Raw genomic sequence first — 263 nt, 5'->3', positions numbered from 1 at the left:
CAGGGGGATTAAGCATATAGTTTTGTAAGTCTGAAAAGAAAGAATTTTATATCCGTTACTCCTCTTAAAGCAGCTCTAAACGCCTTAATTTTAGCATTAAAAGACTCTGCAAATGCATTTGTTGCCCTGTTGACAAAGAAGTTCAAGACTTCATCATCCTAAATTCCGCAGCATTTTAGTTTAACTTATTTTACCTAAATTCCGCAGCATTTTAGTTTAACTTATTTTATAAGTACCTGAGCAACAAAAAGTTGCTCAGGATT

At 33.5% G+C, this 263-nt stretch carries 1 pseudogene; it reads right to left on the bottom strand.

Annotation, left to right across the window (positions count from 1 at the left end):
• Nucleotides 1–8: 8 nt before the first annotated feature.
• Nucleotides 9–155: pseudogene (locus I6E38_RS15220) on the bottom strand (transposase); the annotation flags it as partial.
• Nucleotides 156–263: the final 108 nt, after the last annotated feature.

It is taken from the genome of Leyella stercorea (assembly GCF_021531355.1).
GTDB lineage: Bacteria > Bacteroidota > Bacteroidia > Bacteroidales > Bacteroidaceae > Prevotella.
The sequence above is the reverse complement of the archived record's forward strand: the minus strand, read 5'-3'. Positions and strand labels throughout refer to the sequence as shown.